The 3,625-nt window shown below is 31.2% G+C and carries 3 protein-coding genes and 1 pseudogene; all 4 read left to right on the forward strand.

Annotated features, from left to right (window positions below; translation table 11 throughout):
- Nucleotides 1–381: 381 nt before the first annotated feature.
- Nucleotides 382–854: pseudogene (locus IDG60_RS08875) on the forward strand (transposase); the annotation flags it as partial.
- Nucleotides 855–1,034: 180 nt separating this feature from the next.
- A complete protein-coding gene (gene lspA / locus IDG60_RS08880; protein ID WP_000549204.1) occupies nt 1,035–1,526 on the forward strand; it encodes a signal peptidase II in 492 nt (163 codons plus the stop codon).
- Nucleotides 1,526–2,443 carry an RluA family pseudouridine synthase gene (locus IDG60_RS08885; protein ID WP_103182724.1) on the forward strand — a complete coding sequence of 306 codons (918 nt, stop codon included), beginning with the start codon at nt 1,526–1,528 and terminating at the stop codon, nt 2,441–2,443. The genes lspA and IDG60_RS08885 overlap by 1 nt, the downstream gene beginning before the upstream one ends.
- Before the next feature lie 399 nt (nt 2,444–2,842).
- Nucleotides 2,843–3,370 carry a bifunctional pyr operon transcriptional regulator/uracil phosphoribosyltransferase PyrR gene (gene pyrR / locus IDG60_RS08890; RefSeq protein ID WP_000003870.1) on the forward strand — a complete coding sequence of 176 codons (528 nt, stop codon included), beginning with the start codon at nt 2,843–2,845 and terminating at the stop codon, nt 3,368–3,370.
- Nucleotides 3,371–3,625: the final 255 nt, after the last annotated feature.

Consider the following 3,625-nt stretch of genomic DNA (forward strand, 5'->3'; position numbering starts at 1 on the left):
ATACAATACTTCGTATTGAATGGCTTCGCTTTCCTAGGGTGCCGTCTCAGCCTCGGTCTTCGACTGGCACTGCTCCCTCAGGAGTCTCGCCATTAATACTACGTATTAACGTGTAATTTTACTTTGAAATACTTTAAAAAAATAAGACACTTTGCCCAACTTGCACATAAATGTAAAATTCAATAAAATAAATTTTCTGTGTTGGATCCCTTCGTATAATTTAATAAATACTACTAAACTAAATTAACGAGGTGCCTTATGTATAAAAATTATAACATGACCCAACTTACACTACCAATAGAAACTTCTGTTAGAATTCCTCAAAATGATAATACGCGATATGTTAATGAAATTGTTGAAACGATATCTGATAGCGAATTCGATGAATTTATATGTCCTAATAACAAAAGAATAGGTTTTAAAAGATATGCATACCGTAATGATAGATATAGTTTTAAACGTGACTTCAAGCTATATGAATGTGATGACTGTTCATCATGTTCTTTGAGACATCAATGCATGAAGCCAAATTCGAAATCCAATAAGAAAATTATGAAGAATTATAATTGGGAATACTTTAAAGCCCAAATTAATCAAAAGCTTTCTGAACCAGAAACGAAAAAATCTATAGTCAAAGAAAAATTGATGTAGAGCCTGTTTTTGGATTTATGAAGGCTATTTTGGGTTTCACTCGAATGTCAGTTCGAGGAATAAATAAAGTTAAACGAGAGCTAGGTTTTGTATTAATGGCACTTAATATAAGGAAAATAGCAGCTCAACGAGCTGTACATTATAAAATACATATCAAAAAAGCTGATTTCTATCAAATAATTAATAGAAAACTGCTTTTTTAAATTGCCTAAGAACTTAATATCCCAGCCTGCTTTCCTAATTTTTAATGTCAAAACATAGTAGTTTATCAAGTATTGAGTGAGTAACATTAGATTTAATGTAATATGCTTACTTTTTTTATTAGCAGGTGTAAGCTATAATATAAAGAGTTGTCTCATGGACGATTGATTGGAGGAACGAAAATGCACAAAAAATATTTTATTGGCACTTCCATTTTAATAGCAGTATTTGTCGTTATATTTGACCAAGTTACTAAATATATTATAGCTACTACAATGAAAATTGGAGATTCATTTGCAGTGATACCGCACTTTTTAAACATAACATCACATCGAAATAATGGTGCTGCATGGGGAATATTGAGTGGAAAAATGACATTTTTCTTTATTATTACCATTATTATATTAATAGCCTTAGTATATTTCTTTATTAAAGATGCTCAATATAATTTGTTTATGCAAGTTGCTATTAGTTTACTTTTTGCAGGTGCACTTGGAAACTTTATTGATAGAATTTTAACAGGAGAAGTTGTTGACTTTATTGATACAAATATTTTTGGTTATGATTTTCCAATATTTAATATCGCAGATTCAAGTTTAACAATTGGTGTAATATTAATTATTATTGCCTTATTAAAGGATACTTCCAATAAAAAGGAGAAGGAGGTTAAGTAATGGAGACTTATGAATTTAACATTACAGATAAAGAACAAACAGGTATGCGTGTAGATAAGTTGCTGCCTGAATTAAATAATGATTGGTCTCGTAACCAGATACAAGATTGGATTAAAGCAGGTTTAGTCGTTGCAAACGATAAAGTTGTTAAATCTAATTATAAAGTGAAACTTAATGATCATATAGTTGTCACTGAAAAAGAAGTGGTTGAAACTGATATTCTACCTGAAAATTTAAATTTAGATATTTATTATGAAGATGACGATGTTGCAGTTGTATATAAACCGAAAGGCATGGTAGTTCATCCATCACCAGGGCATTATACCAATACATTAGTTAATGGTTTAATGTATCAAATTAAAAATTTGTCAGGTATTAATGGAGAAATTCGTCCAGGTATTGTTCACCGTATAGATATGGATACTTCTGGTTTATTAATGGTTGCTAAAAATGATATTGCTCATCGTGGGCTTGTAGAACAATTAATGGATAAATCTGTTAAAAGAAAATATATCGCTTTAGTTCACGGGAATATTCCTCATGATTACGGTACAATCGATGCGCCAATTGGTAGAAACAAAAATGATCGTCAATCTATGGCTGTTGTTGATGATGGTAAGGAAGCAGTGACACATTTTAACGTACTAGAACATTTTAAAGATTATACGCTTGTTGAATGTCAACTTGAAACAGGACGTACGCATCAAATCCGTGTGCACATGAAATATATTGGCTTCCCATTAGTTGGTGATCCAAAGTATGGACCGAAAAAGACATTGGATATTGGTGGTCAAGCTCTACATGCTGGACTTATTGGATTCGAACATCCAGTAACAGGTGAATATATTGAAAGACATGCTGAATTACCACAAGACTTTGAAGATTTATTAGATACAATTCGAAAAAGAGATGCATAATTGTGTTGTGCTATAATTACGATAACATTATTATGTAAACTATAAGTATTTATCGTTTTCGTTTTTTTAAAATGAAAACACATTATAAAATAGATTAAGGTTAACATTTTTACTGAGATCGGTTAATTTTTCAATATAGATTGACAAAGCGCCTGATTAGTATTATCCTTATAACAGTTTAAGTACAACATAAAGAGTCTTTAATTGAGCGTCCAGAGAGACGTCAAAGACATGAAAATATAGATATATACTAAAATGATCATAACACTTTCACATATGCAAGAATAAGTAGTAATACTACGATTCTTCTATGTAAATAGGCTGATTGTATATACTAAACCTCATGTCGATATTAAAGACATGAGGTTTTTTGTTTCTAAATTTTGAAAGGGTGAGAATATGTCTGAACGTATTATAATGGATGATGCCGCAATACAACGTACAGTGACGAGAATCGCTCACGAAATTTTGGAGTATAACAAAGGTACTGATAATTTAATTCTTTTAGGTATCAAAACAAGAGGTGAATATTTAGCGAATCGTATACAAGATAAAATTCATCAAATTGAGCAACAACGTATACCTACTGGAACAATTGATATTACATACTTTAGAGATGATATAGAGCACATGTCATCACTTACGACAAAAGACGCAATAGACATCGACACAGATATTACAGATAAAGTAGTCATCATTATTGATGATGTGCTGTATACTGGTCGAACGGTTCGTGCTTCACTTGATGCTATTTTGCTAAATGCTAGACCTATTAAAATTGGTTTAGCTGCTTTGGTTGATCGAGGACATCGTGAGTTACCAATTCGAGCAGATTTTGTTGGTAAAAATATACCTACTTCTAAAGAGGAAACGGTAAGTGTCTATTTAGAAGAAATGGATCAAAGAAATGCAGTTATAATTAAATAATACCCCTTTTAATTCAGTACGAGAGACTGAAAAAGGTGGGGGAGTTGAATGATAAATAAGTTTTCATATGCTTGTTTATCTAATAATACCCTCATGTTCGACAACTATAAGTCAATTTCTATGGACGAAAATGACTTGTAGCAACTTGTCACACTTTTTGTCTCTTTACATATACTGATGTAAAGAGATTTTTTTATTATCGGAGGAAATGAATATTATGCAAAATGATGAAATGTTTGAACGAACAGTAAAACC

The organism is Staphylococcus sp. EG-SA-2 (genome assembly GCF_017152085.1).

Excerpts from the sequence above, each read along its gene's own strand:
- lspA (WP_000549204.1), top strand. The coding sequence starts at position 1,035 with ATGCACAAAAAATATTTTATTGGCACTTCCATTTTAATAGCAGTATTT.
- IDG60_RS08885 (WP_103182724.1), top strand. The coding sequence starts at position 1,526 with ATGGAGACTTATGAATTTAACATTACAGATAAAGAACAAACAGGTATG.
- pyrR (WP_000003870.1), top strand. The coding sequence starts at position 2,843 with ATGTCTGAACGTATTATAATGGATGATGCCGCAATACAACGTACAGTG.